The organism is Bradyrhizobium sp. GCM10028915 (assembly GCF_042666195.1).
GTDB lineage: Bacteria > Pseudomonadota > Alphaproteobacteria > Rhizobiales > Xanthobacteraceae > Bradyrhizobium > Bradyrhizobium canariense_D.
This window is the reverse complement of record NZ_JBHTFN010000044.1, coordinates 1,135,937-1,160,526: the sequence shown is the minus strand read 5'-3', so window position 1 is coordinate 1,160,526 and position 24,590 is coordinate 1,135,937. Positions and strand designations below refer to the sequence as shown.

Sequence of the window (24,590 nt, the reverse complement as noted above, 5' to 3'; positions counted from 1 at the left end):
CCGATGGAATTCTTCGAAAGCGCATTCTGGACCGGGTTCCTCTGGCCGCTGATCATCATGATCGCGCAGAGCGTCCTGGTGCTGGTCGTTCTGCTGGTGGCGATCGCCTACATCCTGCTCGCCGACCGCAAGATCTGGGCGGCGGTGCAGATCCGCCGCGGCCCGAACGTGGTTGGTCCCTGGGGCCTGCTGCAATCCTTCGCCGACCTCCTGAAGTTCGTGCTGAAGGAGCCGATCATCCCGTCCGGCGCCAACAAGGGCGTGTTTCTTCTTGCTCCCTTGGTCTCGTGCGTGCTCGCGCTCGCGGCCTGGGCGGTGATCCCTACCAATCTCGGCTGGGTGATCTCCGACATCAACGTCGGCGTTCTCTTCATCTTCGCGATCTCGTCGCTGTCGATCTACGGCATCATCATGGCCGGCTGGTCGTCGAACTCGAAATATCCGTTCCTCGCGGCGCTGCGCTCGGCGGCGCAGATGGTGTCCTACGAGGTCTCGATCGGCTTCGTCATCATCACGGTGCTGCTCTGCGCCGGCACGCTGAACCTCTCGGCCGTGGTCGAGGCGCAGCATGTCCGCGGCCTCGCCAGCCTGATCGGGCTGCCGCAGCTCACCATCCTGAACTGGTACGTCTGGCCGCTGTTCCCGATGTTCGTGATCTTCTACGTCTCGGCGCTGGCTGAAACCAACCGCCCGCCGTTCGACCTCGTCGAAGCAGAATCCGAGCTCGTCGCCGGCTTCATGGTCGAGTACGGCTCGACGCCGTATCTTCTGTTCATGCTCGGCGAGTATGTCGCGATTGCCACGATGTGCGCGATGGCGACGATCTTGTTTCTCGGAGGCTGGCTGCCGCCGGTGGACCTGCCGCCCTTCAACTGGGTGCCGGGGATCATCTGGTTCTCGCTGAAACTGTTCTTCATGTTCTTCCTGTTCGCGATGGCCAAGGCGATCGTGCCGCGCTACCGCTACGATCAACTGATGCGCCTCGGCTGGAAAGTGTTCCTGCCGTTGTCGCTGGCGATGGTGATCGTGGTGGCCGGTGTGCTGCACTTCGCCGACATCGCGCCGAAGTGAGGGCCGTCATGGGTATCAACATCAACGCCACTGCACGCTCGCTTCTGCTGTCGGAATTCGTCTCGGCGTTCTTCCTCGCCATGCGCTATTTCTTCCAGCCGAAGCCGACGCTGAACTATCCCTTCGAGAAGGGCCCGATCTCCCCGCGCTTCCGCGGCGAGCATGCGCTGCGCCGCTATCCGAACGGAGAAGAGCGCTGCATCGCCTGCAAGCTGTGCGAAGCGGTTTGCCCGGCCCAGGCCATCACCATCGAGGCCGGTCCGCGCCGCAACGACGGCACCCGCCGCACCGTGCGCTACGACATCGACATGGTGAAGTGCATCTATTGCGGCCTCTGCCAGGAAGCCTGTCCGGTCGACGCCATCGTCGAAGGTCCGAACTTCGAGTTCGCGACCGAGACCCGCGAGGAACTGTTCTATGACAAGGCCAAGCTGCTCGCCAATGGCGACCGCTGGGAACGCGAGATCGCGAAAGCGATCGAACTCGACGCGCCGTACCGGTGAGATGAGAGCATGATCCTTCCCGCGCTGTTCTTCTATCTGTTCGCCGGCGTCTGTGTCGCCTCGGCGGTGATGGTGATTGTCTCGCGCAATCCCGTGCACTCGGTGCTGTACCTGATCCTGGCCTTCGTCAACGCCTCCGGTCTGTTCGTGTTGATGGGCGCCGAATTCCTCGCGATGATCCTGATCGTCGTCTATGTCGGTGCGGTCGCGGTCCTGTTCCTGTTCGTGATCATGATGCTCGACGTCGACTTCCTCGAGCTGCGCGAGGGCTTCATCGAATACCTGCCGGTCGGCCTCGTGATCGGCGGCATCTTCCTGTTCGAGCTGCTGCTCACGGTCGGCTTCTGGGTCATCAACCCCGGCGTCGCCAAGACGATCACGGCGGCGATCCCGACCAACGTCTCCAATACCGAGGCGCTCGGCCTGGTGCTCTATACCAAGTACATCCACTACTTCCAGCTCTCGGGCATGGTGCTGCTGGTCGCGATGATCGGCGCCATCGTGCTGACGCTGCGGCACAAGGCGAGCGTCAAGCGGCAGGACATCAACATTCAGAACGCGCGCACGCCCGAAATAGCGATGGCGATACGCAAGGTGGCGCCGGGGCAGGGGCTCCAGGACTCTGACGCGGCGGAGTGGGTGAAATGACGATCGGGCTCGGACACTATCTTGCGGTCGGCGCGATCCTGTTCACGCTCGGGATCCTCGGCATCTTCCTGAACCGCAAGAACATCATCGTCATCCTGATGTCGATCGAGCTGATCCTGCTCGCGGTCAACGTCAACCTCGTGGCGTTCTCGACCTTCCTCGGCGACATCGTCGGGCAGGTCTTCGCGCTCCTGGTGCTCACCGTCGCGGCCGCTGAAGCCGCGATCGGTCTCGCCATCCTGGTGGTCTATTTCCGCAACCGCGGCTCGATCGCGGTTGAGGACGTCAATCTGATGAAGGGCTGATCGCATGATCCGGAAAAGTGGACACCGGTTTTCCGACCAGATCATGCGGAAAGAGTAAATCATGGTCCAGGCAATCGTCTTCCTGCCTCTGCTGGGCGCCATTCTGGCTGGCCTGATCGCGCTGTTCGGCGCGCATGCCCGCAACCCCTCGGGCGACACGGTCGAGCATCACGATGATCACGGTCATGGCGCGCACGCCCATGCGTCGGACACGATCAACGAGGATGCGTCGGTCGTCCACGAGACTCATCACGAACCCGGAGATGGCCACGACGACCACCACGTCTCCGAGCCGCCCGCGGCGGGCTCGCGCGCTGCCGAGCTGATCACCACGGCGTTGCTGTTCGTGTCGGCGGCGCTGTCCTGGATGACGCTGGTCGATGTCGGCTTCATGCACCACGACATGCGCATTCCGCTGCTGCCGTGGATCCTCTCCGGCGATCTCCAGGTCTACTGGACGCTGCGGGTCGACACGCTCACCGCCGTGATGCTGGTGGTCGTGACCACCGTGTCCTCGCTCGTGCACCTCTATTCCATCGGCTACATGGACGAGGATCCGAACCGGCCGCGCTTCTTCGGCTATCTCTCGCTGTTCACCTTCGCCATGCTGATGCTGGTGACCGCCGACAACCTCGTGCAGCTGTTCTTCGGCTGGGAAGGCGTGGGTCTGGCAAGCTACCTCCTGATCGGTTTCTGGTACCAGAAGCCGTCGGCGAACGCCGCCGCCATCAAGGCCTTCGTGGTCAACCGTGTCGGCGATTTCGGCTTCGCGCTCGGCATCTTCGCGATCTTCCTGCTGGCCGGCTCGACCGATTTCGAGACCATCTTCCACGCTGCGCCCGGGTTGACCGGCAAGACCATCGACTTCCTCGGCTGGCACGCCGACGCGCTGACCCTGACCTGCCTGCTGCTGTTCATGGGCGCGATGGGCAAATCGGCGCAGTTCCTGCTGCACACCTGGCTGCCGGACGCGATGGAAGGCCCGACCCCGGTGTCGGCGCTGATCCACGCCGCGACCATGGTCACCGCCGGCGTCTTCATGGTGGCGCGCCTGTCGCCGCTGTTCGAACTCGCGCCGAACGCGCAGGCCGTCGTGATGTTCTTCGGCGCCACTACGGCGTTCTTCGCGGCGACCATTGGCCTGGTCCAGAACGACATCAAGCGCATCGTCGCTTACTCGACCTGTTCGCAGCTCGGCTACATGTTCGTGGCGATGGGAGCAGGGGCCTATTCGGTAGGCATGTTCCATTTGTTCACGCACGCCTTCTTCAAGGCGCTGTTGTTCTTGGGCTCCGGCTCGGTGATCTACGCGATGCATCACGAGCAGGACATCCGCAACATGGGCGGCCTGTGGCGCAAGATCCCCTACACCTACGCGGTGATGGTGGTCGGCACGCTCGCGCTCACGGGATTCCCGCTGACCGCGGGCTATTTCTCCAAGGACGCGATCATCGAGTCCGCCTACGCCTCGCACAATCCGTTCGCGATGTACGGCTTCCTGATGACGGTCGTCGCGGCCGGCCTGACCTCGTTCTACTCGTGGCGCCTCATCTTCAAGACCTTCCACGGCGAGCCGCATGACGAGCACCACTACGAGGCCGCGCATGAAGCGCCGATCTGGATGCTGATCCCGATCGGTGTGCTTGCGGTCGGCTCCATCCTGGCCGGCTTCCCGTTCAAGGAGCTGTTCGCCGGTCACGGCATCGAGGAGTTCTTCCGCGAGTCCGTGAAGATGAACCCGCATATCATCGAGGAGATGCACCACATTCCCGAGACCATCGCCTTCCTGCCGACGGTGATGATGGTGCTGGGCTTCCTGGTGTCATACCTGTTCTACATCCGCCGGCCTTATCTGCCGGTCGAGCTCGCGAACACGCAGCCAATGCTGTACAAGTTCCTGCTCAACAAATGGTACTTCGACGAGCTCTACGACATCATCTTCGTCCGTCCGGCGAAGTGGATTGGCTATCAGCTCTGGAAGAAGGGTGACGGCTTCATCATCGACGGTCTCGGCCCCGATGGCGTCTCAGCCCGCGTGCTGGACGTCACCCGCAACGTCGTGAAAATCCAGACCGGCTATCTCTACCACTACGCGTTCGCCATGCTGATCGGTGCCGCCGGCCTGATCACCTGGTTCATGTTCGGCTTTGGAGGCCAGTAAATGACGACCTGGCCAATTCTATCCGTCACGACGTTCCTGCCGCTGGTCGGCGCGCTGATCGTCTATCTCAGCCGTGGCGACGACGAGGCGGCCCGGCGCAACTCGCGCTGGATCGCGCTGTGGACCACGCTGATCACCTTCGCTGTGTCGGTGATCCTGGTCATGCGGTTCGATGCGTCGAGCGCCGACTTCCAGTTCGTCGAGAAGGCGAACTGGCTTGCCACCGGCATCACCTACCACATGGGCGTGGACGGCATCTCGTTGCCGCTGGTGATCCTGACCACCGCCATCATGCCGTTTTGCATCATCGCGAGCTGGAAGGCGATTACCAACCGCGTCCGCGAATACATGATGGCGTTCCTGATCCTGGAAACGCTGATGATCGGCACCTTCTCGGCGCTCGATCTCGTGCTGTTCTACCTGTTCTTCGAAGGCGGCCTGATCCCGATGTTCCTGATCATCGGCGTCTGGGGCGGTCCGCGCCGGGTCTATGCATCTTTCAAGTTCTTCCTCTACACGCTGCTCGGCTCGGTGCTGATGCTGCTCGCGATCATGGCGCTGTACTGGAACGGCGGCACCACCGACATCCCGACCCTGATGCACACCGCCGTGCCGCGCTCGCTGCAGACCTGGGCGTGGCTCGCCTTCTTCGCCTCGTTCGCGGTGAAGATGCCGATGTGGCCGGTGCACACCTGGCTCCCCGACGCCCACGTCGAGGCGCCGACCGCAGGCTCGGTGGTCCTGGCCGCGATCCTTCTGAAGATGGGCGGCTACGGCTTCCTGCGCTTCTCGCTGCCGATGTTCCCGCTGGCTTCGCACGACTTCGCGCCGCTGGTCTTCACGCTTTCGGCCATCGCCATCATCTACACCTCGTTGGTGGCGCTGATGCAGGAGGACATGAAGAAGCTGATTGCGTACTCCTCGGTGGCGCATATGGGCTTCGTCACCATGGGCATTTTCGCCGGTACCATGCAGGGTGTCGCCGGCGGCGTGTTCCAGATGATCTCGCACGGCATCGTCTCCGGCGCGCTGTTCCTCTGCGTCGGCATCGTCTACGACCGCATGCACACCCGTGAGATCGCGGCCTATGGCGGCCTCGTCAACCGGATGCCGCTCTACGCGCTGACCTTCATGGTCTTCACCATGGCCAATGTCGGCCTGCCCGGCACCTCCGGCTTCGTCGGCGAGTTCATGACGCTGCTCGGTACCTTCAAGGTCTCGATCCCGACCGCGTTCTTCGCCACCTTCGGCGTGATCCTGTCGGCCTGCTACGCGCTGTGGCTCTACCGCAAGGTCGTGTTCGGGGCGCTGGTCAAGCCGTCGCTGGCGAGCATGAAGGATCTCACCTTCCGGGAGGGCTTGACGCTGTTCCCGCTGATCGCGCTGACGATCCTGTTCGGCATCTATCCGAAGCCGGTGCTCGACATGTCGGCGGCCTCGGTCCAGCAACTCGTCAACAATTACAACACCGCTGTGACGGCCGTGAAGGCCGCCGCACTGCTCCAGTGAGCGGGCAGGTCAGGATATCGCCATGAGCTTTGAGACTGCAGGTTATCAACTGGCGCCGGTGCTGCCCGAGCTCGTGCTCGCGGTCGGGGCGATGGCACTCCTGATGCTCGGCGCCTATCGCGGGCAGGAGACCACCAAGACGGTCACGACGCTTGCGGTGCTGCTCCTGATCGTTGTCGGCGTGCTCGAATACATGCTGCCCGCGGGCAAGCACGTGACCTTCGGCGGCAGCTTCATCGTCGATGATTTTGCCCGCTTCATGAAGATCCTGGCCCTGATCGGCTCGGCGGTGACGCTGGTGCTGTCGACCGAGTTCCTGTCGGATCCGTCGCGCCGCATCTTCGAATATGCGATCCTGGTGCTGCTCTCGACTCTCGGCATGATGGTGCTGATCTCGGCCGGCGATCTGATCTCGCTTTATCTCGGCCTCGAATTGATGTCGCTGGCGCTCTACGTCGTCGCGGCCTCGAACCGCGACAACGCCAAGTCGACCGAAGCCGGCCTGAAGTACTTCGTGCTCGGCGCGCTGTCCTCGGGCATGCTGCTCTACGGCTCCTCGCTGATCTACGGCTTCACGGGCACGGTGGCCTTCACCGGCATCGCGGCGGCCGCGACGATCTCGAATGTCGGCCTGTTGTTCGGCCTGGTGTTCCTGCTCGCCGGCCTCTGCTTCAAGGTCTCGGCGGTGCCGTTCCACATGTGGACACCCGACGTCTACGAGGGCGCACCGACGCCTGTGACAGCCTTCTTCGCCTCGGCCCCGAAAGTGGCCGCGCTCGCGGTCTTCACCCGCGTCACGCTGACCGCATTTCCGGGCATCGTCTCGCAGTGGCAGCAGATCCTGGTGTTCGTGTCGATCGCCTCGATGGCGCTGGGCTCGTTCGCCGCGATCGGCCAGAGCAACATCAAGCGCCTGATGGCCTATTCCTCGATCGGCCATATGGGCTTTGCCCTGGTCGGACTTGCCGCAGGCACGGTCGAGGGCGCGCAGGGCGTCTTGATGTACATCGTGATCTATGTCGCGATGACGCTGGGCTCCTTCGCCATCATCCTGGCGATGAAGCGGAACGGCCAGCCGGTGGAGCAGATCAGCGATTTCGCAGGTCTCTCTCGGACCAATCCGCTGCTCGCCTTCATGTTCGCGATGCTGCTGTTCTCGCTCGCCGGCATCCCGCCGCTCGCCGGCTTCTTCGCCAAATGGTACGTCTTCGTCGCCGCCATCAAGGCGAACCTGTTCACGCTCGCCGTGATCGGCGTGCTCTCCAGCGTGGTCGGCGCCTACTACTATCTCAGCATCGTCAAGACGATGTATTTCGACGAGCCGGCCGGGCAGGTCGATCCGGTGCGCGTCGAAGTCAAGACGGTGCTGGCGGTCGCGGGCCTGTTCAACATTCTGTTCGCCCTGTTCGCGGGCCCGGTGGTGAGCGTCGCCTCCGCCGCCGCCAAGTCGCTGTTCTAGGATGGCATTCGCGCTCGGTCCTCGTGCGGCGTCGGCGGGCTACAAGCTCGCAGCTTTCGAACGGACCGGCTCGACCAATACCGAGGCGATCGAGCACGCGAGGGGCGGCGAACGCGGCCCGATGTGGTTCGTGACGTCGGAGCAGACCGCCGGCCGCGGCCGCCGCCAGCGCCCCTGGATCGCACCAAAGGGCAACCTTGCAGCCAGCGTCCTCGAAGTCCTGGACGTTGCCCCTTCCGTCGCCGCGACGATCGGCTTTGCGGCCGGGCTGGCCGAGGAGGCCGCCCTGGAGAAGGTCAGCCTGGAGGCTGCACTGCGCCTCGGCGAGGGCCGTCCCCGCTACGCCCTGAAATGGCCGAACGACGTGCTGGCCGGCGGCAAGAAGCTGGTCGGCATCGGCCTGGAGGCCGAAGCCATCGGCGACCGTCTTGCCATCGTCGTCGGCATCGGCACCAACGTCGTCGCCGCGCCCGAGGGTACGCCGACGCCTGCGGTGTCGCTGGCCGCGCTCGGCGTCCAGATCAGCGCGGAGGAGCTGTTCTCGGCGCTCTCCGATGCCTGGGTGGAATTCCGCGGTATCTGGGACAATGGCCGTGGCTTTGCCGAAATTCGCAAATTGTGGCTGGAGCGCGCCGCCGGCCTCGGCGAGCGGGTCGCGATCCACACGGGAGTGATGACGCTGGACGGCATTTTTGACACGATCGACGACACCGGCTGCCTGATCGTCCGCACGGCGGAGGGCCGGCGCGTGCCGGTCGCCGCGGGCGAGGTGTTCTTCGGCACGGCCGCCTCCGTGGGAGCTGCGTGATGGCGAAGCCTGAAGAACTGGTATTTGCACCGCTCGGCGGGGTCGGCGAGATCGGCATGAATTTGTCGATCTACGGCCTCGGCAACCGCCAGCAGCGCGCCTGGCTGGCGATCGATCTCGGCGTCTCCTTCGGCGACGAGGAGCATCTGCCGGGCATCGACCTGATCATGCCCGACGTCAGCTTCCTGGAGAAGGAACGCAAGAATCTGATGGGGCTGGTGCTGACCCACGCCCATGAGGATCATTTCGGCGCCATCATCGACCTTTGGCCGAAGCTGAAATGTCCGATCTACGCGACGCAGTTCAGCGCCGCGCTGTTCGAGGCCAAGTGCGCCGCCGAGCGCAATGCGCCCAAGATCCCGGTGACGGTGGTGCCGTCGGGCGGGCGCGTCGATATCGGTCCGTTCAACGTCGAGTTCATCCCGGTCGCGCATTCGATTCCGGAGTCGCATGCGCTGGCGATTCACACCGAAGTCGGCACGGTGCTGCACACCGGCGACTGGAAGATCGATCCGACCCCGATCATCGGCCGCCCGACCGACGAAAAGCGGCTGCGGGAGCTCGGCGATGCGGGCCTGCTCGCCCTGATCGGTGATTCCACCAACGCCGTGCGCGACGGCCGCTCACCCTCGGAAGCCGAGGTTGCGAGCTCCATCACCGAGCTCGTCAAGGCCGCCAAGGGCCGCGTCGCGGTCACGACCTTTGCCTCCAATGTCGCGCGCCTCAAGGCCGTCGCCATCGCTGCGAAGGCCGCCGACCGTGAGGTCGTCGTGGTCGGCCGCGCCATGGAACGCGTGGTGCAGGTCGCGCGCGAGACCGGCTATCTCGACGGCGTGCAGAGTTTCCGCTCCGCCGAGGTCTACGGTCATCTGCCGCAGGACAAGGTGCTGGCGCTCTGCACCGGCAGCCAGGGCGAGCCGCGTGCCGCGCTGGCGCGCATCGCCAATGACGACCATCCCGAGATCACGCTCAACCGTGGCGACAGCGTCATCTTCTCCTCGCGCACCATTCCCGGCAACGAGAAGGCGGTCGGGGCCATCATCAATGGCCTGGTCTTGCAGGGCGTGGAGGTCATCACCGACCGCGACCAGCTGGTCCATGTCTCCGGTCATCCCCGCCGCGACGAATTGCGCGACATGATCGCCTGGACCAGGCCGCAGCTCCTGATCCCCGTCCATGGCGAGGCCCTGCACCTGAACGAGCACGCCAAGCTCGCGCGTGCCGCCGGCGTGCCGCGCGTGCTGGTCTGCCGCAACGGCGATCTCGTCAAGCTCGGCCCCGGCGATCCCGGCATCATTGGGCAAGTGCCTGCGGGCCGTCTCTACAAGGACGGCACGATTCTGGAGGACTCCAAGTCCCGCGCGGTGGGCGAGCGGCGCCGCATGGCCTTCTCCGGCTGCGCCTTTGTCGCCATCGCCATGACGGAGCAGGGCGAGCTTGCCGACGATCCCGCGGTCGAACTCGTCGGTATCCCCGAGAAGAACAAAGCGGGCGAGCCCTTCGACGACCTCGTCTTCGACGCCGTGGTCTCCACCGTCGAGGGCCTGCCGAAGGCGCGCCGTCGCGACCCGGATGCGCTGGCGGAGTCGGTGCGACGCGCTGTCCGCTCCGTGATCAACGAACATTGGGGCAAAAAGCCCCCCTGTCTGGTACATGTGCTGACAGTGTAACGGGAGAGAAACATGCTGGGCCGGCTCAACCATGTCGCGATCGCGACCAAGGACGCCGTCAAGGCCGCCAAAATCTATGGCACCGCATTCGGGGCCCAGATCTCGGAGGCCGTCGCGCTGCCCGAGCATGGCGTCACCACGGTGTTCGCGACGCTGCCCAACACCAAGATCGAGTTCATCGAGCCGCTCGGCGAGGCCTCGCCGATCGCAAAGTTCCTGGACCGCAACGCCGACGGCGGCATCCACCACGTCTGCTACGAGGTGGTCGACATCATCGCCTCGCGCGACACGCTGGTGAAGGAGGGGGCAAGGGTGCTCGGCGACGGCGTGCCGAAGATCGGCGCCCACGGCAAGCCGGTGCTGTTCCTGCACCCGAAGGACTTTTCCGGCGCGCTGGTCGAAATCGAGCAGGCATAGGCCGCCCCATGGCCATCCAGATCTCAACCGCAATCGCGATCTACTTCGTCATCTGGTGGGTCGCGCTGTTCCTGACGCTGCCGTTTGGCGTGCGCAGCCAGCACGAGGACGGCGTCGGAGTGCCGGGCAGCGACCCCGGTGCGCCGATCCTGACGCGGATGGGGGGCAAGCTGATCTGGACCACCATCATCTCGGCGGTCATCTACGGGATCGCCATGGTCGCCTATCACGCCGGCTATTTGTCGATCGAGCGCCTGTCGAAATTGATGGGCATGCCGTTTTAGGATTTCGTGGTTGGCTTGGTTGGGGGAAGAATGACTTTTCAGCGGATCGTCGTCGCGCTTCTGGTGCTGATCGTCGCCGGTCTCGGTGCCATCGGCTATTTCGAGTGGAAGATGGCCGTGCAGGTGCGCACCCTGAAGGCGTTCGTCGAGGGCTATGTCTTCAATGAGGCCGTGATCGCCTGCGAGCAGGCCAAGAGCTCGACACCGTTCAAATGGAACGGCGGCAAGAGCACCGCGGTGATCGGCCTGAACTCGGTCAAAACAGACAAATACACCGTCAGCGCCAGCTACACGCTGGTGGCGGACAGCGTCTATTGTGATTACGATCCGATCAAAAGAAAGGCCGAGATCGGCTCGAGCTTCCTGGAGCGGGAGTAACGATTCGGCCATGCCAAGCATGGGATGGGATCGTCATGGCGCAGGGGCAGGGGGACTACCGGATTTTGCATGAGGCGGCGTTGCGGGACTATCTCGCGGGCGTTGCGGATCTCGCCGCGACCCTCGGCGGCGAGCCGGCCTCCTGGTCGATCACCGAAGTCGGCGACGGCAATCTCAATCTCGTTTTCATCGTCAAGGGCGGCCGCGGCGGCATCGCCGTGAAGCAGGCGCTGCCCTATGTCCGCCTCGTCGGCGAGAGCTGGCCGCTGCCGCTGTCCCGGGCTCATTTCGAATATCTCGCTTTGTCGCGGCAGGCCGAGCTCGCGCCCGGCCTCGTGCCGGCGCTGCTGCATCACAACGAGGCCCTGGCGCTGACGGTGATGGAGCTGCTCGAGCCCCACATCATCATGCGCAAGGGGATGGTTGCGGGCTCGCAGTATCCGCGCTTTGTCGATGACATCACCACCTTCATGGCGCGGACATTGTTCTTCACCTCCGACCTCGCGGTGTCGGCGGCCGAGAAGAAGCAGGCCATCGCAGCTTTCGCTGGCAACCATGCGCTGTGCAAGATCACCGAGGATCTGATCTTCACCGATCCTTACCGCGTCGCCGAGCAGAACCGCTGGACTGCGCCGTATCTCGATGCGCTCGCCGCAGAGCTTCGCGAGGATATGGACCTCCACGTCGCGATCTCCCGGTTGAAGCTGAAGTTCATGGCGAGCCCCGAGGCGCTGCTCCACGGCGACCTGCACACCGGCTCGATCATGGTCACGGGCGGCGAGACGCGGGTGATCGACCCCGAATTCACGTTCTACGGCCCGATGGGTTTCGATGTCGGCGCCGTGCTGGCCAACCTCCTGATGGCCTATTTTGCCTCCGCCGGGCATGAGCGCACGCCGGGCGAACGGCGTGCTTTCGAGGCCTGGGTGCTGGAGACGGTGGAAACGGTCTGGAACGATTTTGCGCGAAAGTTCCTCGAGCTCTGGCGCGCTAGCGCCGCAGGCGATGCCTATCCCGCCTCACTGTTCGCCGGCGAGACAGGCGCGGCACGGCTGGAAGCCGAGCGGCAAGCCTACATGCAGCGGCTGTTCGCGGACACGGTCGGCTTCGCCGCGGCCAAAACCATCCGCCGCATCTTCGGCCTCGCCCACAATATCGACTTCGAGCTGATCGAGGATCCGCGCCGGCGCGCGATCAGCGAAGCACGCGCCGTCAGGCTGGCAAGGGCGATCATGCTCGAGGTGGGGGCGTTTCCGACCATCGCGGATGTCACCGCTGCAGCGCGAAAATTGCGCGACTGGCAGCCGGAGTTCTAGCGAGCTTCTGCGCAAATCGGTCGGGCCCGCGCGCGACGCTCGCATACGTCAACCCCTTCAAGACGCTTGCGCTCGACGTGCCGTGGATGGTCAACTCTCGGACCAGAGCACGCTGCTTGTCGGAGGGACCATGATGTTCAGGATAGTGGCGATCGTCGCGGGTTTGGGGCTGGCGCTGGCGGCCTCGGCGGAGGCCCAGACGCCGCGCAAGGGCGGAACCATCCGCATGACCGCGCCTTATGGCTCGAGCTTCACCAGCCTGGACATTCTTACCACGCAACGCGCCCAGGACGAGATCTACGCCAAGGCCCTGCACCGGTCGCTCTACATCTGGAATTCCACGGAAGGCAAGCCTGTTCTGGAGCTCGCCAAGGAGGACGTCGTCTCGGGCGGAGGTCTCGTCCACACCTTCAAGCTGCGCGACGACGCCTATTTCCACAACGGCCGCAAGATGACGGCCGACGACATCATCTGGACCTACAACCGCATCATGGACGGGACCAAGGCTTATCCCGGTGCGCGCTATGTCCGCGTGATCGAGGGCGCGGCGGCGGTCGAGAAGGGCCAGGCCAAGGAGATCTCCGGCCTGAAGAAAGTCGACGACTTTACCATCGAGATGAAGCTGACCGAGAAGGTCGATCCAGGTTTCTACTTCTGGAACGCGATCACGTCGATCTATCCCGCCGACGAGGCCGCCAAGGAGAGCTTTCTCCAGAAGCCGATCGGCCTTGGGCCCTTCAAATTCGTCGAGCACGTGCCGGGATCGCGCATCGTGCTGGAGCGATGGGACCGGTTCTACAAGCCCGGCAAGCCCTACGCTGACAAGATCATCGTGTCGGTCATGGGCGAGGCCGCGGCACGCGATGTCGCCTTCCGCAACAAGGAGATCGACACCTCGGTGCTGGGACCGGCGCAATATGTCGCCTATCAGAACGACGCCGACCTCAAGGGCACGGTCGTGGAAGTCGCCGAGGTCTTTACCCGCTACATGGGGATGAATCCCGCGTTCAAGCCGTTCGCCGACAAGCGGGTCCGGCAGGCGATCAACTACGCGATCGACACCGACCTGATCATCAACAAGCTGGTCAAGGGCAAGGCCTACCGGGCCACCAGCTGGCTGCCGCTCACCTCTACCGCCTACGACAAGGCCATGAAGCCCTACGCCTTCGATCCCGCCAAGGCCAAGCAGCTGCTCGCCGACGCCGGCTATCCCTCAGGCTTCGAATTCGAATGGACCACCAGCCAGAACGAGAGCTGGGGTCTGCCGATCGTCTCGGCCGTGATCCCGATGCTGGACAGGGTGGGCATCAAGGCCAAGGTCAAGCAGGTCGAGACCGCGGTGCTGGCGGAGGTGGTTCGCAGCGGCGACTACCAGGCCTTTGTCTATTCGCAGGCGACCGGACCCGATCCGCAGGCCGCCCTCAAATGCTTCCACTCATCGACACCGCAGTCGGCCTGCAACTACATGAACTTCAAGAATGCCGAGTTCGACAAGCTGATCGACGAGGCCGGGCAGTCCGATGACGCTGCAAAGCGTACCCAGCTGCTGCAGAAGGCCAATGCTGTTCTCTACGAAGAGGCGCCGGTCTGGTTCTTCAACTACAACAAGGCGGTCATGGCCGTGCAGCCGTGGCTCAAGGGGGTTCAGCTGAATGCGACCGAACTGACCCATCAGAACGTCGAAGACCTCTGGGTCGACGAGACCTCGCCCGCGAAGTGACACGCGCTCTCGCGCTCCCTCCGTCGCCATGAACGACGGAGGGAGAGAGGAAAAGTGCCGATGCTCTCCTTCCTGTTCCGCCGCCTGCTGCAGACCATTCCGACCGTGCTCGCAGTGGTGGCTCTGGTGTTCGTGCTGTTCAGCGTCGTTCCCGGCAGCATCGTCTCGTCGATGAGCGACGATGCCGATCCGCAGGTCGAGCTGCGCATGAAGAAGCAGCTCGGGCTCGACGATCCCGTCTATGTCCGCTTCGGAGCCTACATCGCCAAGCTTGCGACGGGTGATTTCGGAACGTCGTTCCGGACGCGCGAGCCTGTGACGTTCATGATCGCCAAGCGGATATGGCCGACGCTCCAGCTCATCTTCACCGCCATGGCGTTTTCCGTCGTGATCGGTGTTCCCCTGGGTTTCATCGCCGCGCTGAAGCCGGGGGGTATCGTCGACACGCTGGCCATGGTCGTGGCGGTATCAGGCCTTTCGATCGCCAAATTCTGGCTCGGACTGGTGCTGATGTACTTGTTCGCGTTGAAGCTCGGCTGGCTGCCGAGTTTCGGCTATGGCGATGGCGGACTGAAATATCTGATCCTCCCGGCCGTGACGCTCGGCGTCTCGCCGATGGCGCTGTTCGCGCGGACGACACGCGCCGCGGTCCTCGAGATCATGACCGCGGATTTCGTCCGCACCGCGCGCTCCAAGGGCATGAGCGAGACCCGAGTCGTGAAGTGGCATGTGATGCGCAACGCGCTTGTCATCATTCTCACCACCGTCGGCCTGCAGTTCGGCGGGCTGATGGGGCAGGCGGTCGTGGTCGAGAAACTGTACTCCTGGCCGGGCATCGGCTCGCTGCTGGTCGACAGTGTCCTGCAGCGCGACATTCCGGCCGTCCAGGGCTCCATTCTTGTCGTGGTGCTGTCCTTTCTCGCTATCAATCTGCTGATCGACGTGCTCTACGGCGTGATCGATCCCAGGATCAGATACGCATGAAGCTCCGCGCCAATCTCATCATCGGTGGCGCGCTGTTCGCGCTTGCGATCCTGGTCGGCCTGCTCGCGCCATGGCTGGCGCATACCGATCCTGTCCTGGACGCCAATCTGCTCAACGCCGAAGAGCCTCCGAGCTGGACCTGGTGGTTCGGCACCGACGACCAGGGCCGCGACATCTATTCCCGCGTCGTCTATGGCGCGCGGGTTTCGCTGACGGTCGGCATCGTCTCGCAGCTCATCAACAGCGTCATCGGCGTCGCGTTGGGCCTGAGCGCCGGCTATTGGGGCGGCTGGTGGGACGACGTCGTCAACGGCCTGACCAATCTCATGCTCGCGATCCCCTCGCTGATCTTCGCGCTGGCCATCATGGCGGTGCTTGGTCCCGGCCTGACCAGCCTGCTGATCGCACTCGGCTTGACCAACTGGTCCTTCACGTGCCGGATCGCGCGGGCCTCGGCGCTGTCGCTGAGGAGCCAGGGCTATGTGCAGGCCGCGACCGTGCTCGGCTACGGCGATCTGCGCATCATGATCACGCAGCTACTGCCGAACATGCTGGGGCCGATCGTCGTCATCGGCACGCTCGGCATGGGCAGCGCTGTGCTGTCGGAAGCCGCATTGTCGTTCCTCGGCCTCGGCGTCCGCCCGCCGTTTCCGAGCTGGGGCAGCATGTTGTCGGATGCCCGCGACCAGATCACGACGGCGCCGTGGCTCTCGGTGTTTCCCGGTCTTGCGATCTTCCTGACGGTGCTCGGCCTCAATCTGCTCGGCGACGGCCTGCGCGACATTCTCGATCCGCAATCGCGGAGCCGGCGCACATGACCCGCACGCCGCTGATCGAAGTCGAGGATTTGCGTATCGATCTCGACGATGGATCGCGGCGCGTTGCGGCGGCCGAGGGCATTTCATTCCGCATCGATCGCGGCGAGACGTTCGGCCTTGTCGGCGAATCCGGCTGCGGCAAAAGCATCACGGCGCTGGCCTTGATCGGCCTGTTGCGGCAGCCGTTGTCGATCGGCGGCGGTGTCATCCGGTTTGAGGGACGGGAGATCCAGCACCTTTCAGCCGCCAGGCAACGGGATCTGCGCGGCAATCGCATCGCCATGATCTTCCAGGAGCCGATGACGGCGCTCAACCCGGTCTCGCCGGTGGGCCGGCAGATCGCCGAGATGTTCGTGCTGCACAAGGGCAAGAGCTGGCGGGAAGCCGATAGACTGGCGGTCGAGGCGCTGGCGAGCGTGCGCGTTCCCGCCCCGGAGCGGCGCGTGAAGGATTACCCGCACCAGCTGTCCGGCGGCATGCGCCAGCGCGTGATGATCGCCATCGCGCTCGCTTGCGGTCCGGATCTCCTGATCGCCGACGAGCCGACCACGGCGCTCGACGTGACCGTGCAAGCCGAAATCATCGAGCTGATGCGGAATCTGTGTGCCGAGCGGGGAACCGCAATCCTGATGATCAGCCACGATCTGGGGCTGGTCGCCAATGTCTGCCGCCGCGTGGCCGTGATGTATGCCGGCCGCATCGTCGAGGAGCGCGGCTCGGCCGATATTTTCCGGGCACCCTCGCACCCCTATACGCGAGGCCTGGTTGCCTCGCTGCCGCGGCTCGGCAGTCGCGCAGCGCTTGGCCGCACCCGCCTGACGGAGATCGCGGGTGTGGTCCCGGCCATCACGAATTTCCCCAACGGCTGCCGGTTCAATCCGCGTTGCGCGCAGGCGACCGATATTTGCCGGACCACCCCGCCGGAAGCGGATTTGCTGGACGCCGGCGGCCTGGTCAGGTGTCACCACCATGCATGAGCCGCAAGCTAGTTTGGTTGAAACACGGCCGGACGACGATGTCATTCTCAGCGTCAGAGATCTCGCGGTCCATTTTCCGCTCGGAGGCGGCCTGCTCGGGCGCGGCCGGCGGCTGCTCCGTGCCGTCGACGGCGTCGATCTCACCCTGAAGCGGGGCGAATGCCTCGGCCTCGTCGGCGAGTCCGGCTCCGGCAAGTCGACGGTCGCATTGTCGATCCTTGGCCTCGTGACCCCGACGCGCGGCCGCATCGTGCTGGACGGACAGGACGTGACCAACCGACCATCCGGCGATCGGAAGGCGCTGGCCCGCATCGTGCAGATCGTGTTTCAGGATCCCTACGCCTCGCTCAATCCGCGCCAGACCGTTCGCCGCACGCTGGAAGATCCCCTGCGCGTGCATGGCGTCACGGCCAAGAGCGAGATCGAGGACCGCGTCGCGAAGATGCTGCGGCATGTGGGCCTGCGGCCGGAGCAGGCCGACCGCTACCCGCATGAATTCTCAGGCGGCCAGCGCCAGCGCATCGGCATTGCGCGTGCGCTGATCCTCAATCCGAAGATCGTCATCTGCGATGAACCGGTCTCGGCGCTCGACGTCTCGATCCGCGCCCAGATCATCAATCTGCTGCTGGAATTGAAGGAAACGCTCGGCCTCTCCTACATCATGATCAGCCACGATCTCGGCGTCGTCGAACACATGAGCGACAAGGTCGCCGTGATGTATCTCGGCCGCATCGTCGAGAACGGCCACTGGCGCGAGATCTTCGAACGGCCCGCGCACCCCTATACGCAAGCCCTGATCGCCGCCATCCCCGATCCCTTGCGCCATGCACCGCTGGCAACGACAGGCGACCTTCCCAATCCGCTCAATCCGCCGAACGGATGCGCCTTCAGCCCGCGGTGCCGTTATGCGGAAGCTGAGTGTCGGAGCGAGCCGGGGCCTGTGCTGGAGACGCGAGCCGACGGGCACGCGGTGAGGTGTTGGCGGAGTGAAGAGATTGGTGCAGCGAGCGTCGCTCTATCTCCGTTACCCTCCGTGCCGGTCGAGCCTATCGTCTGCCACCAACCAGACGAGGGCGGCGATTCGCTATCGAGTTCTCCGCCGGCAGCGCACGCAGCCACGCGCGAAAACTGACGATCTCCGGGCAATCCGCGGTGCCTTCAGGCGCAACCAGCCAATCGCCCAAACCCGATCCCTCATCGATCCGGTCGCAGCGATAGCCGGGATGGTGGCCGAGGCCGCGGGCGAGCAGCAGGTCGACCTTGCCCTCGATCAATTCGTGCAGGCCGGCCGGATGCAGCACCCGCAAGCCGATCTCCGCATCCGTGCTGCGAAACGCCGCGAGGTCGAGGCGGCGGAGGTCGAAGCCGCCATGGACGCCCAATTGCAGCAGCACCGCACCTGCCGGTTTCAGTTGCGAGGTCGCCTCCGCAATGTGGCGAAAGCCTTCGGAGACGCCAGGCAGATAGGTCTGACCGGCGACGGTGAGGACGAGCTGCTTATGCAGCCGCTCGAAGAGCTGCACGCCGAGGCGCGCCTCCAGCGCCTTCACCTGCTGCCCCACGGCGGCGGGCGTCACGTGCAGCTCGTGCGCGGCCAGTTTGAAGCTGAGATGCCGCGCGGCGGCCTCGAAGGCGCGCAGCGCGTTGAGTGGGGGAAGGGCGTAGGTCATCGGGCTCCATTTTGACACTGATGGGCTGTGGCCTTGCAATAGATTTTCTTGCGCTGAACCGCAGCAATGATGCTTTGCGGAGCGGTGATGGCGCCGGATACGGTCCGACCCGCAATCCGGAGAAACCTCGTGCCCCCAGCTCACCTCGTCAGCCACAATCCCGCAACAGTCCATGCGCCTGCCGGCGGCTACTGCATGGGACTTGAATTGACGCAGTATCGCCGCCTGTTGTTCATCAGCGGCCAGGTGCCGGAGAGACTCGACGGCACCGTGCCCGAAGGTTTCGAGGCGCAGTGCGAGCAGGCCTGGCGCAATTTGATCGAGGTGCTTGCTGCCGCCGGCCTTGGCATCGCGCATCTGGTCAAGGTCACCACGTTCCTGACTGACCGCAATCAACTCGTGACCAACCGCTCCATTCGTCGCGCGATGCTGGGCGAACACCAGCCTGCGCTGACGGTCGTGATCGTCGAGACCGTCGACAGCAAATGGCTGCTGGAGATCGAGGCGATCGCCGCGGAGTGAACCAGCCGACTTTGCAATGAGCCAATCATATCGGGTGTCCCATGGCTGAGATCATCCATCCGTTTTACGAAGCGCATCGCGGTGCAATGGAGGCCGCCATGCGCGATCGGCTCGATTTGGCCGAAGCGATGTTGCGTGAGTGCGCGCAACTTTCCGAGATCGACGAGATCAGGCGCGAGGTGATGGACGAGTTCGAAATCGTGCTCACCCAAATGCCCTATGTCGGCGGCGCGGCAAGCCGCATGAGCGATTTCTTCATGCGTCTGATGGGTTTTATGGCCATCAGCCGGGTGCTGCGGCGCCACGGCGTGCCGGTGCCTGTGATCGGCGAGATCGAGCGGGAAACCTACAAGGCGCAATTGCTCACCGCGCCTGAAGCGGAGCGTCTCGACTCAGGGCGCCAATTCATGTCGCCGGAGAACCAGGCCTTGCTGCGCGAGCAGGCGGCAAGAATCGCGACTGAAAGCCATCAGACCGAATTTCCGGAAGATTTCGTCTACGATTTCGTCGAGCCTGATACGGGTGACAGTTTTGAGTTCGGCATCAACTACAAGGCTTGCGGCTTCTGCAAACTCGCGGCGCGCCATGGCGACAAGGACATTTTGCCGAACATCTGCGGGCTCGATTTCGTTGCCTACGCAGCGCGAGGCATCCGGCTGGAAAGGACACAGACGTTAGCGGGCGGTGCGAGCCACTGCAATTTCCGGTTCTCGCGGCTTGCGCCGGATGAGAAAGCGGAGAGCTAAGCCGCGTTCTCATGCTCCGCGATCGAGGTGAGGCTGGATTGCCCCTGCTGTCACGTCGTCATTGCGAGCGCAGCGAAGCAATCCAGAATCTTTCCGCGGCGGCAGCCTGGATTGCTTCGCTGCGCTCGCAATGACGGAGTTTGGGGAGCGACCCTGAGCCCATCCGCGCCCGCTGCCACGATGACATCCTGCTCCTGTTTTGCCCGACGAGTCAAATGCCGCCACGGTCGCAGCTACACAATTTCGGATTTTTGTAAGTCGTTGAATTCCCTCACAGTCTCTACTGTGCATGAGGTTGTTTTCGCGCTTTTTGTTTTGAGGGGCGGCTATTCCACCGCTTTCTCCCTCAGCCGCTGCGCATAAACATTGATCACCAGCGCTGCCAGCAGGATCAGGCCGCGGATCAGGATTTTCAGGAAGCTGTCGATGTTGACGTGGTCGAGGCCGTTGTTCAGAACACCGAGAACGAAGAGACCGACGATGGTGTTGCCGATGCCGCCGCGGCCGCCGAACAGGCTGGTGCCGCCGACGACGACGGCAGCGATGGAGTCGAGCAGATAGGTGTCGAACTCGTTCTGCTGCGCGCTGCCGAAATGAGCGACACCGAGCATGCCGCCGATACCGGAGCACACCGCCGAAATGACCATCACCGCGCCGAGGATGAGCTTGACGTTAAGGCCGGAATATTCGGCCGCCTCGCGGTTGCCGCCGACCATGTAGACGTAGCGGCCGAAGCGCGTGTAGGTCAGCACCAGATGTCCCAAGAGGAGCATGATCGCGGCGACGATGACGATCCATGGGATGCCGCCGATCGATCCGGAGCCGAGCGTGGTGATCACGCCGGGCACCTTGTAGGCGATCTGGCCCCGCACCAGCAGCGCCGAGATGCCGGCCGCGATCTGCATCATCGCCAAGGTCATGATGAAGGAGGGGATGCCGATCACGGTCAGTCCCAGCGCATTGACGAGGCCGAGAAACGCGCACAGCAAAATGGCCAGCAGGATCGCTGCGGCCCCGGGCAGGGGAATGTTGGGAATGTTGACGTAGGATTCCTGGAGCGTGAAGTAGGCGACCGCGATTCCGGTGACGTTGGCGATGCTGGCGATCGAGAGGTCGATCTCCGCGCAGAGGATCACGAAGGTGAGGCCGACGGCGATGATGCCTGTGACGGAGACCTGCGTCAGGATGTTGCCGAGATTGTCCAGCGTCGCGAACGACGGACTGGCCAGCGCGAAGAAGCCGGACAGGAAGATCAGCGTCAGGAACGGGGCGATGTTGCGCATCTGCGAGCGCAGGAAGGGCGCAAGCCCTCGCGTCCGCTGCCCCGCCGCCAAAGCCGTGTCACTGCTTGCCATGGTGCTTCTCCGTCACGCCGCTTCCAGCAGGCGGTCCTTGCTGACCGGCTCGTTCTTGAATTCGCGCACCAATGCGCCGCGCTTGAGCACCAGGATGCGGTCGGCCAGCGACAGCACCGTTTCCGGCTCGGTCGACAGCACGATGATCGCGAGCCCCCTGGCGCGGAGATCACGGACGATGTTGATGACGTCGTTCTTGGCGCCGACATCCATGCCGCGAGTGGGCTCGCAGAGCACCAGCAGTTTTGGCGGATAGGTCAGCCATTTCGCCAGCGCGACTTTCTGTTGGTTGCCGCCGGAGAGCATGCCGAGATCGAGGCCGACCACGGGTGGCCTGATCTGGAGCTGCTCGACCTGGCGCTTTGCGATGTCGCGCTCCTGCGCCGGCTTGAGCAGCAACGCCGAGATGCGATCGAGGATGCTGATCGAGATGTTCTTGTAAACCGGCTCCTGGTGAAACAGCATCGCGCGCCGGCTCTCCGGCACCAGCGCCACCCCGGCGCGCCGTGCCGCCGCCGTGCTCGCGAAGGTCTTGGGCTTGCCCTCGACAGCGAGCGTGCCGCCGTCCGGCTTCAGCTTGCCGAACAAGATGCGCGACAGCTCCTGCTGGCCGCAGCCCATGAAGCCGTAGATGCCGAGCACTTCGCCGGCGCGCGCCTCGAAGGAGATGTCCTTCAGGCTGCGGGCCAGCGACAGCTGGTCGACCCTTAGGACAACCGAGCTGTCGCTCGGTTGGGGCAGCATCAAATCGTCGCTGTAGCTGTGCTCGAGCGCTTCGCCGCCGCGGCCGATCATGGCCTCGATCAGCGCGCCCTTGTTGGTCGCGGCACTTGCCGTCTCCGCGACCTTCCGCCCGTTGCGGAACACGGTGACCGTGTCGGACACGCGCAAGATGTCCTCGATGAAATGCGAGATGAAGACGATCGCCGTGCCTTCCTCGCGCAGGCGCCGCAGCGTCGCGAACAATCGCTCGACCTCGGGCGGAGAGAGGGCGGACGTCGGCTCGTCCAGGATGACGATGCGGGCGCCGGAGAACAGCACGCGCGCGATCTCGATCAGCTGCTGCAGCCCGATCGGGAGATCGCCGAGCCTGCTCATCGGATCGACGTCGATGCCGAAGCGGGCGAGCTGCTCGCCGGCCTCCCGCGCCATCCGCCGCCATTGCACGAGGCCGAGGGCGTTGGTCGGCTGGTTGCCCAGAAACACGTTCTCCGCAACCGTGAGGTCGGGCGCGACGGAGAGCTCCTGGTGCACCATGGCGATGCCGGCGCTGTGGGCATCGCGGGCCGACCGGAAATGCATCTCCTGTCCGTCGATCAGGAAGCGGCCGGAGAATTCGGTGTGCACGCCGGCGATGATCTTCATCAGCGTGCTTTTTCCCGCGCCGTTCTCGCCGACGAGACCATGGATCTCGCCGGGTGAAAGCGCGAATTCGACACCACGAAGCGCCTCGACGCCGCCGAAGCTCTTCGTGATGCCCTGCAGTTCCAGGATGGGCGAACGATCCTCTCGCATGGAGGCTCAGATCAGGAAGTGATCCTGCATCCATTGCATGCCGGCGGCGTTGGCCTTGGTGACGACCGGACCGTCGGTGACGACGTTCTTGGGAATGCCCTGTCCGCTCTTTTCGCCGCCGACCACGGCGGAAACGCCCGCGATGATGGCGCCGCCATGAATGCGGCAGGACGGATTGCGCACGGTGGCGAACATGCGGCCTTCGCTGACCGCCTGGATCGCCGGCGGCATCGCATCCACGCCGCCGATCAGGATGTTGGTGCGGCCCCGCGCCTTCATGATGTTGGCGGCGGCGAGCGCCATGTCGTCATTGTGGAAGAACGCCGCGTCGATCTGCGGATACTTCGTCAGGTAGGTTTCCCAGAGACGCGCGGTCTTCGACACATCCCAGTCGGCCGGCTGGGTGTCGAGCACCTCGATCCCAGGGAATTGCTTCACGACATTGTTGAAGCCCTTGGCGCGGCCCTGCGCGCCGGTGTGGCCGAGGGCTCCTTGCGTCATGATGATCTTGCCCTTGCCGCCCATGGCGTTGCACAGCGCCTGCGTCACGGAGGCGCCCATGAACTCGTTATCGGGGGCGAGGAAGGAGTGGACGTTGATCTGGTCGAGCGGCGCAATCAGCGTGTCCATGTCGATCACGGGCGTGCCGGCGTCGATCATCTTCTGCACCGGCTGGGTGAGCGTGCCGATGCCAAAAGCCTGGATCGCGACGAAGTCCCATTTCTGCGAGGCCATGTTGTCGATCGCCGCGCGTTGCTTCACGGCATCGAGCTGGCCGTCGAACCAGGTGACCTCGACATTGAACAGCTTGCCCCAGAATTCCGCGGCCTGCTTGCCCTGCGCGCACCAGGTCGCCTGGAGGCCCGCGTTGGAGAACGCCGCCTTCAGCGGCTTCTCGCTTCGTCCGACTTCGGCTGCAAGGGCGGGGTTTATGCCTATGCTGCCGAGGATGGCAGTCGCGGCGCCGGCGGTTGCTGCCGCCTGAAGAAGATCGCGCCTCGTCGTCGAGAAATCTTTCGTCCCGGACATCGCTCGCTCCCATACAATTCTATCTCGGCGCGTCATTGATTGCGCGACCGATGTTCGAAAGTGTCTCACAAGAGTTGGTGCCACTCAATCCGCAATCAACGGCGGGGTCGCCGCGAGCTCGTGTTGGTGCAGCGCAAAGCGTCAGGCCTGTACGGCGGCGAACGCGTCGATCTCGATGAGCAATCGGTCCCATGCCTGCGCCATGCCCGGCGACCATTCATCGCGGAGAAGATCGCGCAGCGTATCCCTGATGACGGCGAAGAAGGCGATGAACAGCTCGCGCGGCGTGCCGTAGCCATCGTGCGATACGACCTCGCATGTGATCAGCCGGAATTGCCCGCGGCGATCACCGGCGAAGTCGAGAATCGCCTCGATCGTGAGTGCGAGCATCGATCCCATCACGATCTCGCTGCCTAGCGTGCGGAACATCGCCCGGGTTTCGGGATGCTGCTCGAACAGCCGCTGATAGACGAGTGGCGTGAGATCGATGCAGCGCGAGGCTGCAAGTTCAAAGCTCTGTTCGATCGGATTGGGAGAAGGATTCATCGGTGCTTTAGCCCCGCAGACAAAAAAAGAGCGGGGCCCTAGCCCCGCTCGAAAATTGTGTCGACCCTATTATCCCCGATTCTAAGATTTGATCTTGATTGGCGGGGCGACGCTGCATTTTGCGCGTCAGGGGCTCCTCCCGAGACTTGGACCACCAGACTTCGACCTCGCGGCCAGCC

General features: G+C 64.0%; 25 protein-coding genes. 20 read left to right on the top strand and 5 right to left on the bottom strand.

Annotated features, from left to right (window positions below):
• Positions 1-3 precede the first annotated feature (3 nt).
• The 18 genes from nuoH to ACFQX9_RS25660 all read left to right on the top strand — a co-directional run bounded on the left by nuoH (position 4) and on the right by ACFQX9_RS25660 (position 18,160).
• Entirely contained in the window at positions 4-1,071 is a 1,068-nt protein-coding gene (gene nuoH / locus ACFQX9_RS25745; RefSeq protein WP_018455085.1) for an NADH-quinone oxidoreductase subunit NuoH, read from the top strand.
• Positions 1,072-1,085: 14 nt separating this feature from the next.
• On the top strand, positions 1,086-1,574 hold the full coding sequence (gene nuoI / locus ACFQX9_RS25740; RefSeq protein WP_026232873.1) for an NADH-quinone oxidoreductase subunit NuoI: 489 nt from the start codon (positions 1,086-1,088) through the stop codon (positions 1,572-1,574).
• 9 nt (positions 1,575-1,583) lie between these two features.
• Positions 1,584-2,222 (top strand): NADH-quinone oxidoreductase subunit J, encoded by a 639-nt coding sequence (locus tag ACFQX9_RS25735; RefSeq protein ID WP_018455084.1) that lies wholly within the window; start codon positions 1,584-1,586, stop codon positions 2,220-2,222.
• Positions 2,219-2,527: an NADH-quinone oxidoreductase subunit NuoK gene (gene nuoK, locus ACFQX9_RS25730; RefSeq protein WP_007603558.1), complete on the top strand. Its 309-nt coding sequence runs from the start codon at positions 2,219-2,221 to the stop codon at positions 2,525-2,527. Before ACFQX9_RS25735 ends, nuoK begins: the two co-directional genes overlap by 4 nt.
• A gap of 61 nt (positions 2,528-2,588) precedes the next feature.
• Complete coding sequence (gene nuoL, locus ACFQX9_RS25725) at positions 2,589-4,688, top strand: NADH-quinone oxidoreductase subunit L (RefSeq protein WP_247298475.1); 2,100 nt, start codon at positions 2,589-2,591, stop codon at positions 4,686-4,688.
• Positions 4,689-6,197 (top strand): NADH-quinone oxidoreductase subunit M, encoded by a 1,509-nt coding sequence (locus ACFQX9_RS25720; RefSeq protein WP_018455082.1) that lies wholly within the window; start codon positions 4,689-4,691, stop codon positions 6,195-6,197. It begins immediately after the preceding gene.
• A 22-nt stretch (positions 6,198-6,219) separates the two neighbouring features.
• Positions 6,220-7,656 (top strand): NADH-quinone oxidoreductase subunit NuoN, encoded by a 1,437-nt coding sequence (nuoN, locus tag ACFQX9_RS25715; protein WP_018455081.1) that lies wholly within the window; start codon positions 6,220-6,222, stop codon positions 7,654-7,656.
• A 1-nt stretch (position 7,657) separates the two neighbouring features.
• On the top strand, positions 7,658-8,464 hold the full coding sequence (locus ACFQX9_RS25710; protein WP_018455080.1) for a biotin--[acetyl-CoA-carboxylase] ligase: 807 nt from the start codon (positions 7,658-7,660) through the stop codon (positions 8,462-8,464).
• The gene (locus ACFQX9_RS25705) at positions 8,464-10,134 is read left to right on the top strand and encodes a ribonuclease J (protein WP_018455079.1); all 1,671 of its coding nucleotides are present in this window, start codon (positions 8,464-8,466) and stop codon (positions 10,132-10,134) included. Before ACFQX9_RS25710 ends, ACFQX9_RS25705 begins: the two co-directional genes overlap by 1 nt.
• Positions 10,135-10,146: 12 nt before the next feature.
• Entirely contained in the window at positions 10,147-10,551 is a 405-nt protein-coding gene (gene mce, locus ACFQX9_RS25700) for a methylmalonyl-CoA epimerase (protein ID WP_018455078.1), read from the top strand.
• A gap of 8 nt (positions 10,552-10,559) precedes the next feature.
• On the top strand, positions 10,560-10,835 hold the full coding sequence (locus tag ACFQX9_RS25695; protein ID WP_018455077.1) for a DUF1467 family protein: 276 nt from the start codon (positions 10,560-10,562) through the stop codon (positions 10,833-10,835).
• Between the two features lie 30 nt (positions 10,836-10,865).
• On the top strand, positions 10,866-11,213 hold the full coding sequence (locus ACFQX9_RS25690; RefSeq protein ID WP_007603574.1) for a hypothetical protein: 348 nt from the start codon (positions 10,866-10,868) through the stop codon (positions 11,211-11,213).
• 35 nt (positions 11,214-11,248) lie between these two features.
• Positions 11,249-12,529, top strand: a complete 1,281-nt coding sequence (gene mtnK / locus ACFQX9_RS25685; RefSeq protein WP_377791013.1) for an S-methyl-5-thioribose kinase — start codon at positions 11,249-11,251, stop codon at positions 12,527-12,529.
• Between the two features lie 130 nt (positions 12,530-12,659).
• Positions 12,660-14,249, top strand: coding sequence for an ABC transporter substrate-binding protein (locus ACFQX9_RS25680; RefSeq protein ID WP_085362137.1), 1,590 nt, complete (start codon positions 12,660-12,662; stop codon positions 14,247-14,249).
• Positions 14,250-14,309: 60 nt separating this feature from the next.
• The gene (locus ACFQX9_RS25675; RefSeq protein ID WP_018455074.1) at positions 14,310-15,233 is read left to right on the top strand and encodes an ABC transporter permease; all 924 of its coding nucleotides are present in this window, start codon (positions 14,310-14,312) and stop codon (positions 15,231-15,233) included.
• Positions 15,230-16,051 (top strand): ABC transporter permease, encoded by an 822-nt coding sequence (locus ACFQX9_RS25670; protein WP_007603580.1) that lies wholly within the window; start codon positions 15,230-15,232, stop codon positions 16,049-16,051. The genes ACFQX9_RS25675 and ACFQX9_RS25670 overlap by 4 nt, the downstream gene beginning before the upstream one ends.
• Positions 16,048-17,028 carry an ABC transporter ATP-binding protein gene (locus tag ACFQX9_RS25665; RefSeq protein ID WP_018455073.1) on the top strand — a complete coding sequence of 327 codons (981 nt, stop codon included), beginning with the start codon at positions 16,048-16,050 and terminating at the stop codon, positions 17,026-17,028. The genes ACFQX9_RS25670 and ACFQX9_RS25665 overlap by 4 nt, the downstream gene beginning before the upstream one ends.
• Positions 17,021-18,160: an ABC transporter ATP-binding protein gene (locus tag ACFQX9_RS25660; protein WP_377791012.1), complete on the top strand. Its 1,140-nt coding sequence runs from the start codon at positions 17,021-17,023 to the stop codon at positions 18,158-18,160. Before ACFQX9_RS25665 ends, ACFQX9_RS25660 begins: the two co-directional genes overlap by 8 nt.
• Here the strand turns inward: ACFQX9_RS25660 and ACFQX9_RS25655 are convergent.
• A complete protein-coding gene (locus tag ACFQX9_RS25655; RefSeq protein ID WP_377791011.1) occupies positions 18,075-18,698 on the bottom strand; it encodes a LysR family transcriptional regulator in 624 nt (207 codons plus the stop codon). The genes ACFQX9_RS25660 and ACFQX9_RS25655 overlap by 86 nt on opposite strands.
• Positions 18,699-18,827: 129 nt before the next feature.
• Here ACFQX9_RS25655 and ACFQX9_RS25650 point away from each other — a divergent pair, with 129 nt between their 5' ends.
• Both ACFQX9_RS25650 and ACFQX9_RS25645 read left to right on the top strand, forming a co-directional pair.
• The gene (locus ACFQX9_RS25650; protein ID WP_026232871.1) at positions 18,828-19,220 is read left to right on the top strand and encodes a RidA family protein; all 393 of its coding nucleotides are present in this window, start codon (positions 18,828-18,830) and stop codon (positions 19,218-19,220) included.
• Positions 19,221-19,261: 41 nt separating this feature from the next.
• On the top strand, positions 19,262-19,966 hold the full coding sequence (locus ACFQX9_RS25645) for an L-2-amino-thiazoline-4-carboxylic acid hydrolase (protein WP_085394839.1): 705 nt from the start codon (positions 19,262-19,264) through the stop codon (positions 19,964-19,966).
• Positions 19,967-20,292: 326 nt separating this feature from the next.
• On the opposite strand, the gene ACFQX9_RS25640 is transcribed toward ACFQX9_RS25645, so the two are convergent.
• The 4 genes from ACFQX9_RS25640 to ACFQX9_RS25625 all read right to left on the bottom strand — a co-directional run bounded on the left by ACFQX9_RS25640 (position 20,293) and on the right by ACFQX9_RS25625 (position 24,411).
• Complete coding sequence (locus tag ACFQX9_RS25640; protein ID WP_085353317.1) at positions 20,293-21,321, bottom strand: ABC transporter permease; 1,029 nt, start codon at positions 21,319-21,321, stop codon at positions 20,293-20,295.
• Positions 21,322-21,333: 12 nt separating this feature from the next.
• Entirely contained in the window at positions 21,334-22,836 is a 1,503-nt protein-coding gene (locus ACFQX9_RS25635) for a sugar ABC transporter ATP-binding protein (protein WP_377791010.1), read from the bottom strand.
• A gap of 6 nt (positions 22,837-22,842) precedes the next feature.
• On the bottom strand, positions 22,843-23,865 hold the full coding sequence (locus tag ACFQX9_RS25630) for a sugar ABC transporter substrate-binding protein (RefSeq protein ID WP_377791009.1): 1,023 nt from the start codon (positions 23,863-23,865) through the stop codon (positions 22,843-22,845).
• Positions 23,866-24,006: 141 nt separating this feature from the next.
• On the bottom strand, positions 24,007-24,411 hold the full coding sequence (locus ACFQX9_RS25625) for a globin (RefSeq protein ID WP_085353314.1): 405 nt from the start codon (positions 24,409-24,411) through the stop codon (positions 24,007-24,009).
• Positions 24,412-24,590: the final 179 nt, after the last annotated feature.

What these genes read in the sequence shown, in the direction of transcription:
- ACFQX9_RS25660 (WP_377791012.1), top strand. Translation starts at nt 17,021, where the DNA reads ATGCATGAGCCGCAAGCTAGTTTGGTTGAAACACGGCCGGACGACGAT.
- mtnK (WP_377791013.1), top strand. Translation starts at nt 11,249, where the DNA reads ATGGCGCAGGGGCAGGGGGACTACCGGATTTTGCATGAGGCGGCGTTG.
- ACFQX9_RS25635 (WP_377791010.1), bottom strand. Translation starts at nt 22,836, where the DNA reads ATGCGAGAGGATCGTTCGCCCATCCTGGAACTGCAGGGCATCACGAAG.
- ACFQX9_RS25680 (WP_085362137.1), top strand. Translation starts at nt 12,660, where the DNA reads ATGATGTTCAGGATAGTGGCGATCGTCGCGGGTTTGGGGCTGGCGCTG.
- nuoN (WP_018455081.1), top strand. Translation starts at nt 6,220, where the DNA reads ATGAGCTTTGAGACTGCAGGTTATCAACTGGCGCCGGTGCTGCCCGAG.
- nuoL (WP_247298475.1), top strand. Translation starts at nt 2,589, where the DNA reads ATGGTCCAGGCAATCGTCTTCCTGCCTCTGCTGGGCGCCATTCTGGCT.
- nuoK (WP_007603558.1), top strand. Translation starts at nt 2,219, where the DNA reads ATGACGATCGGGCTCGGACACTATCTTGCGGTCGGCGCGATCCTGTTC.
- ACFQX9_RS25710 (WP_018455080.1), top strand. Translation starts at nt 7,658, where the DNA reads ATGGCATTCGCGCTCGGTCCTCGTGCGGCGTCGGCGGGCTACAAGCTC.
- ACFQX9_RS25720 (WP_018455082.1), top strand. Translation starts at nt 4,689, where the DNA reads ATGACGACCTGGCCAATTCTATCCGTCACGACGTTCCTGCCGCTGGTC.
- ACFQX9_RS25695 (WP_018455077.1), top strand. Translation starts at nt 10,560, where the DNA reads ATGGCCATCCAGATCTCAACCGCAATCGCGATCTACTTCGTCATCTGG.
- ACFQX9_RS25640 (WP_085353317.1), bottom strand. Translation starts at nt 21,321, where the DNA reads ATGGCAAGCAGTGACACGGCTTTGGCGGCGGGGCAGCGGACGCGAGGG.
- ACFQX9_RS25665 (WP_018455073.1), top strand. Translation starts at nt 16,048, where the DNA reads ATGACCCGCACGCCGCTGATCGAAGTCGAGGATTTGCGTATCGATCTC.
- ACFQX9_RS25625 (WP_085353314.1), bottom strand. Translation starts at nt 24,411, where the DNA reads ATGAATCCTTCTCCCAATCCGATCGAACAGAGCTTTGAACTTGCAGCC.
- ACFQX9_RS25675 (WP_018455074.1), top strand. Translation starts at nt 14,310, where the DNA reads ATGCTCTCCTTCCTGTTCCGCCGCCTGCTGCAGACCATTCCGACCGTG.
- ACFQX9_RS25705 (WP_018455079.1), top strand. Translation starts at nt 8,464, where the DNA reads ATGGCGAAGCCTGAAGAACTGGTATTTGCACCGCTCGGCGGGGTCGGC.
- ACFQX9_RS25655 (WP_377791011.1), bottom strand. Translation starts at nt 18,698, where the DNA reads ATGACCTACGCCCTTCCCCCACTCAACGCGCTGCGCGCCTTCGAGGCC.
- ACFQX9_RS25630 (WP_377791009.1), bottom strand. Translation starts at nt 23,865, where the DNA reads ATGTCCGGGACGAAAGATTTCTCGACGACGAGGCGCGATCTTCTTCAG.
- ACFQX9_RS25735 (WP_018455084.1), top strand. Translation starts at nt 1,584, where the DNA reads ATGATCCTTCCCGCGCTGTTCTTCTATCTGTTCGCCGGCGTCTGTGTC.
- ACFQX9_RS25645 (WP_085394839.1), top strand. Translation starts at nt 19,262, where the DNA reads ATGGCTGAGATCATCCATCCGTTTTACGAAGCGCATCGCGGTGCAATG.
- ACFQX9_RS25690 (WP_007603574.1), top strand. Translation starts at nt 10,866, where the DNA reads ATGACTTTTCAGCGGATCGTCGTCGCGCTTCTGGTGCTGATCGTCGCC.
- nuoH (WP_018455085.1), top strand. Translation starts at nt 4, where the DNA reads ATGGAATTCTTCGAAAGCGCATTCTGGACCGGGTTCCTCTGGCCGCTG.
- mce (WP_018455078.1), top strand. Translation starts at nt 10,147, where the DNA reads ATGCTGGGCCGGCTCAACCATGTCGCGATCGCGACCAAGGACGCCGTC.
- ACFQX9_RS25670 (WP_007603580.1), top strand. Translation starts at nt 15,230, where the DNA reads ATGAAGCTCCGCGCCAATCTCATCATCGGTGGCGCGCTGTTCGCGCTT.